This is a genomic window from Actinomadura sp. BRA 177 (assembly GCF_013372625.1).
Taxonomy (GTDB): Bacteria; Actinomycetota; Actinomycetes; order Streptosporangiales; family Streptosporangiaceae; genus Spirillospora.
The window spans coordinates 1-5,785 of record NZ_JABXFD010000312.1; the positions used below are offsets into that span (position 1 = coordinate 1).

Annotated in this window: 4 protein-coding genes; 1 reads left to right on the forward strand and 3 read right to left on the reverse strand. The window is 71.0% G+C overall.

The annotated features are described in order from the left end of the window. Window positions 1-105: 105 nt before the first annotated feature. From glpD to guaB, 3 genes are all read right to left on the reverse strand, one after another. A complete protein-coding gene (gene glpD / locus HUX53_RS15485) occupies window positions 106-1,845 on the reverse strand; it encodes a glycerol-3-phosphate dehydrogenase (protein ID WP_176403896.1) in 1,740 nt (579 codons plus the stop codon). 97 nt (window positions 1,846-1,942) lie between these two features. Beyond that, the gene (locus tag HUX53_RS15490) at window positions 1,943-3,058 is read right to left on the reverse strand and encodes a GuaB3 family IMP dehydrogenase-related protein (protein WP_176403898.1); all 1,116 of its coding nucleotides are present in this window, start codon (window positions 3,056-3,058) and stop codon (window positions 1,943-1,945) included. 314 nt (window positions 3,059-3,372) lie between these two features. Continuing rightward, window positions 3,373-4,869 carry an IMP dehydrogenase gene (gene guaB / locus HUX53_RS15495; RefSeq protein ID WP_176403899.1) on the reverse strand — a complete coding sequence of 499 codons (1,497 nt, stop codon included), beginning with the start codon at window positions 4,867-4,869 and terminating at the stop codon, window positions 3,373-3,375. A 244-nt stretch (window positions 4,870-5,113) separates the two neighbouring features. On the opposite strand from guaB, the gene HUX53_RS15500 reads away from it, so the two are divergent. Next, the gene (locus HUX53_RS15500; protein ID WP_176403897.1) at window positions 5,114-5,503 is read left to right on the forward strand and encodes a DUF5319 domain-containing protein; all 390 of its coding nucleotides are present in this window, start codon (window positions 5,114-5,116) and stop codon (window positions 5,501-5,503) included. Window positions 5,504-5,785: the final 282 nt, after the last annotated feature.

Sequence of the window (5,785 nt, forward strand, 5' to 3'; positions counted from 1 at the left end):
CCCCTGAGCCCCCTGGATGTCCGAGTCGGCCCTCATTCACTCGTCCGCGACCAGGGCGGTGAGCCCGCCGACTGACAGTCCGGAGCGTCAGGGCCGGTCGGTGGGTTAGGGGGTTGCGGTGGGGACGATGTCGGGGGCGCCCTTGCGGTGGGCGTCGGCTTCCTGGTCGTCCTCCTGGGTCTGGGAGGCGCGTTCGGCCTCCACGCGCTTGCGGTAGTACTCGATCTCGCGGTCGCGCTGCTTCTTGGACCAGCCGAGGACGGGGGCGAGGAGGTCGGCGGCCTCCTGGGCGACGCGCACGCCGCGGTCCCAGGTCTCGATGGAGATGCGGGTGCGGCGGGCGAGGACGTCGTTGAGGTGGCGGGCGCCCTCGTGGGTGGCGGCGTAGACGACCTCGGCGCGGAGGTAGTCGTCGGCGCCGGTCAGCGGTTTGGCCAGGTCGGGCTTGTCGGAGATCAGTTCGAGCAGGTCGTCCACGAGCGTGCCGTAGCGGCGCAGGAGGTGCTCGATGCGGGCGACGTGCAGGCCGGAGCGGGACGCGAGGCGGTGGCGGGCGTTCCACATGGCCTGGAAGCCGTCACCGCCGACGAGCGGGATGAGGTCCGTGCAGGATTCGGCGACCTTGCCGTCGAGGCCATGCGCGACGGCGTCGATGGCGTCCTTGGCCATGACGCGGTACGTCGTGTACTTGCCGCCGGCCACGAGCACGAGGCCAGGGACGGGGTGCGCGACGACGTGTTCGCGCGAGAGTTTGGACGTTTCGTCGGTCTCACCGGTGAGGAGCGGTCGCAGGCCCGCGTAGACGCCCTCGACGTCGTCGTGGGTCAGGGGGGTGCTTAGGACGGAGTTGACGTGGTCCAAGACGTAGTCGATGTCGGCCTTGGACGCGGCAGGGTGAGCCCTGTCGAGGTCCCATGCGGTGTCGGTGGTGCCGATGATCCAGTGGCGTCCCCACGGAATCACGAAGAGAACGGACTTCTCCGTGCGAAGGATGATTCCCGTCGAGGAGTGGATGCGGTCCTTGGGGACGACCAGGTGGATGCCCTTTGAGGCTTTGACGTGGATCTGGCCACGTCCGCCGACGAGTTCCTGGATGTCGTCCGTCCACACACCCGTGGCGTTGACCACCTGTTTGGCGCGGACCTCGCTCGTCGTGTTCGCTTCCAGGTCTCGGATCCGCAGCCCGGTGACGCGCTCCCCTTCGCGCAGGAAACCGAGGCACTGGGTACGGGACGCGATCTGGGCGCCGTACTGCGCGGCGGTCCGCAGCGCCGTCATGACGAAGCGGGCGTCGTCGACCTGCGCGTCCCAGTACTGGATCGCGCCCGTGAAGGAGTCCTTGCGCAGGGACGGCGCGAGCCGCAGCGCGCCCCGCCGCGTCAGGTGACGGTGGTGCGGGACGCCTCGGGTGCTGCCCATCTGGAACGCGAGCACGTCGTACAGCGCGACGCCCGCGCCCAGGTACGCGCGCTCCCACACGCGGTGCGTCGTCGGCAGCAGGAACGGGACGGGCTTCACCAGGTGCGGCGCGATCGTCTGCAGCAGCAGGCTCCGCTCGGTCAGCGCCTCCCGGACGAGGTCGAAGTTGTACTGCTCCAGGTAGCGCAGCCCGCCGTGGATCAGCTTCGAGGAGCGGGAGGACGTCCCCGACGCGAAGTCGCGCGCCTCGACCACCGCGACCGACAGGCCCCGGGTGGCCGCGTCCAGTGCCGCGCCCGCGCCGACGATGCCGCCGCCGACGACGACCACGTCGAACTCCTCGCGGGCCATGCGGTCGAGCGCCGCCGCCCGTTCGGCCGGGCCCAGCCGGGAGCTTCCAAGGCCGGTCACCGGTGATGCCGTCATCGCGTATCCCCCCACATCGTTCGGTTTCCGAGCAGTACCTACCCAAGAGTAGGGACGGGTCCACCCCCGAACACTCCGAACGAGCGTGGGTTCGCTCTCAGTCGGTGGACCGGCGGGGAGCCACCACGACCTGTACCCGCTGGAACTCCTTCAACTCCGTGTAACCGGACGTGGCCATCGCGCGGCGCAGCGCCCCGATGAGGTTCATGGAGCCGTCCGCGACATGGGACGGGCCGTACAGGATCTGCTCCATCGTCCCGATCGTCCCGAGATCGAGGCGGGTGCCGCGCGGGACGTCGCCGTGGTGCGCCTCGCTGCCCCAGTGGTAGCCGCGCCCGGGCGCCTCGGTGGAGCGGGCGAACGGGGAGCCGACCATGACGGCGTCGGAGCCGCAGGCGAACGCCTTGGCGATGTCGCCGCTGTTGACCATGCCGCCGTCGGCGATGACGTGGACGTACCGTCCGCCGGACTCGTCCATGTAGTCGCGGCGGGCGGCGGCGACATCGGCGACCGCGGTGGCCATCGGGACAGCGACGCCGAGGACGGTCCGCGTCGTGTGCCCAGAACCGCCGCCGAAGCCGACCAGCACGCCGGCCGCGCCGGTCCGCATGAGGTGCAGCGCGGCCGTGTAGGTGGAGCAGCCGCCGACGATCACCGGGACGTCGAGGTCGTAGATGAACTGCTTGAGGTTGAGCGGCTCGGCGCGTCCCGACACGTGCTCGGCGGACACGGTCGTCCCGCGGATCACGAACAGGTCGACGCCCGCGTCGATGACGGCCTTGTGGAACTGGGCGGTGCGCTGCGGCGACAGCCGCGCGGCGACGGTGACGCCCGCGTCCCTGACCTCGGCGATCCGGCGGCCGATCAGCTCCTCCTTGATCGGCTCGGTGTAGATCTCCTGGAGCCGCTGGGTGGCGCGCACGTCGTCCAGCGAGGCGATCTCGGCGAGCAGCGGCTCGGGGTTCTCGTACCGCGTCCACAGCCCTTCGAGGTCGAGGACGGCGAGGCCGCCGAGCCGTCCGACGGCGATCGCGGTGGCGGGGCTGACGACGCTGTCCATCGGCGCGACGACCAGCGGCATCTCGAACCGGTAGGCGTCGATCTGCCAGGCGACGCTGACCTCTTCGGGGTCGCGCGTCCGGCGGGACGGCACGATGCCGATGTCGTCGAAGGCGTACGCCCGGCGGCCGCTCTTGCCCCGGCCGATCTCCACCTCAGCAGCCACTGCGCCCCTCTTCCTCGCCCGGCGCCGTGCCGGTCATCGCCTGGTCGGTGTTCCCGCCGACCGCGGGAACAAGCCCCGGAAGAGCTTACGTCAGCCCCCCGCACACACAAGATCCGCCCGCGCGCACCCGCCCTTGGCGAACGCCCGGCAGACGCAGCGTCCCGCACACGCGGTGCCCCACACGGCGAGACCTGGTTGTGTACCGCTTTTGGCGAACTCCCCGCACAGGCGGCGTCCCGCACAGGCCATGCCCCGCACACGCCGTGCCCCGCGCGACGGGAGCGGGCTGGACGGGCTGTGGGTCAGCGGCCCTGGTAGTTGGGGGCCTCTACGGTCATCTGGATGTCGTGGGGGTGGCTCTCGCGGAGGCCGGCGGCGCTGATGCGCATGAGCTGGCCGCGTTCCTGGAGCTCGGGGATCGTCCGCGTCCCCGCGTACCACATGGACTGGTGCAGGCCGCCGACGAGCTGGTGCGCGACGTTGGCGAGCGGGCCGCGGTAGGGGACCTGGCCCTCGACGCCCTCAGGGATCAGCTTCTCCTCGGCGCTGACGTCGGCCTGCGCGTAGCGGTCCTTGGAGTAGGACGCGCCGCGCTCGCGGTTGCGCATGGCGCCGAGCGAGCCCATGCCCCGGTACGACTTGTACTGCTTGCCGTGGACGAAGATCAGCTCGCCCGGGGACTCCTCGACGCCGGCGAGCAGGCTGCCGAGCATGACGGTGTCGGCGCCCGCGACCAGGGCCTTGGCGATGTCGCCGGAGTACTGCAGGCCGCCGTCCCCGATCACCGGTACGCCGGCCTCCCGCGCCGCGCGGGCCGCCTCGGAGATCGCGGTGATCTGCGGGACGCCGACGCCGGCGACGATGCGGGTGGTGCAGATGGAGCCGGGCCCGACGCCGACCTTGATCGCGTCGGCGCCCGCGTCCACCAGGACCTTCGCGCCGGCGTAGGTGGCGACGTTGCCGCCGACGACCTCGACGCCGGAGTTGCCCTTGATCGCGGCGATCGTGTCGGCGACGCCCTTAGAGTGGCCGTGCGCGGTGTCCACGATGACCACGTCGGTGCCGGCCTCGATCAGCGCGCGGGCGCGGCGGAGCGCGTCCTCGCCGACGCCGACGGCCGCGGCGACGAGCAGCCGGCCGTCGGCGTCCTTGGTGGCGTCCGGGTACTGCTCGCTCTTGGTGAAGTCCTTGGTGGTGATGAGGCCCTTGAGCCGACCGTCGGCGTCGACGAGCGGGAGCTTCTCGACCTTGTTGCCGGCCAGCAGCCGGAACGCCTCGTCCCGCGAGACGCCCACCGGCGCCGTCACCAGCGGCATCGGGGTCATGACTTCGCGGACCGAACGGGACAGGTCGGACTCGAAGCGCATGTCGCGGTTCGTCACGATGCCGACCAGTACGCCGCGGACGTCGGTGACCGGCACGCCGGAGATCCGGTAGCGCGCGCACAGCTCCTCGACGTCGGCGAGCGTCGCGTCCGGCAGGCAGGTGACCGGGTTGGTGATCATCCCGGACTCGGACCGCTTGACCCGGTCGGCCTCCTCGGCCTGGTCCTCGATCGACATGTTGCGGTGCAGGACGCCGATGCCGCCCTGCCGCGCCATCGCGACGGCCGTCCGCGACTCGGTCACCGTGTCCATCGCCGCCGACAGGAGCGGGATCCGCAGCGAGACCCGCCGGGTGAGCCGGGTCGTGGTGTCGGCCTCGCCGGGCTGCAGGTCGGAGTACCCCGGGAGCAGGAGCACGTCGTCGAAGGTCAGGCCCTGCGGGAGGATCTTGTCGGGCTCGGCGGCGGGGTTCATGACAACCTTCCCGGTAATGGTGGCGGCATCGGGCCAGGTCACGCGGGACCCTGTTCCCATGGTAGGGCGTCCGTCCGCGGCGGGACGGGCTGTTGCGCACGGCGGGCACGTGGTCTTGATGACATCACCCAACAAGATGGACGGCGCCGAACATTCCCGGCATACCAGCACGCCGTGTGCTTGTTCGCGCACAGAGAAGAGCGGGGGGTGCACCTCACGGGGCGTCCGGCAGTAGCGTGGGAGTGTGCACGACGATGCTCCGCTCGACCCGTTCGCCGGAGACCCGGAGGATCCGGCGGCGGCGCTCGGCGACCCCGGCGACGAGACCGCTCCGCTCAACGTGACGGAGCGGGAGGACGTGCTGGCCGACCTCGCCGATCTGGAAGTGTTCCGGGCGCTGCTGGAACCGCTCGGCGTGCGCGGGCTCACCGTCGACTGCGGCGACTGCGGCAAGCTGCACTACATCGACTGGGAGTTGCTGCACGGCAACCTGCGCCACCTGCTGGACGCCGGCCTCCCCCGCGTCCACGAGCCCGCCCTCTCCCCCGACCCGGTCGACTACGTGAGCTGGGAGTACGCCCGCGGCTACGTCGACGGCGTGATCGACAGCGAAGAGGGCCACGACGAGACCTAGCCCACCGCTCACAGGGCCGACGCCGTTCCGCGGCTGCCCCCGGAGCGGCGCTGCGCACTGGACGCCCCGAGCGATCTTGCGCACCGGACGCCCCGAGCGATGCTGCGCATTGGACCGTCGGGGCTGTCTCTAATACCCATCTCCCCGCCCTCGAGGCGGCCACCTACCCCGTATGCCGGCCCCCGCTTGACAACAACAATCGGGCCGGCGTGGTGCAGCTGTCTATTCTCCACAACTACGGTAACACGCGGACCACGCCAACCATGTATGGCGCTCTTTCAT

Bases quoted from the DNA above. Each gene is read 5' to 3' on its own strand.
- guaB (WP_176403899.1), bottom strand. From the start codon at position 4,869: ATGAACCCCGCCGCCGAGCCCGACAAGATCCTCCCGCAGGGCCTGACC.
- glpD (WP_176403896.1), bottom strand. From the start codon at position 1,845: ATGACGGCATCACCGGTGACCGGCCTTGGAAGCTCCCGGCTGGGCCCG.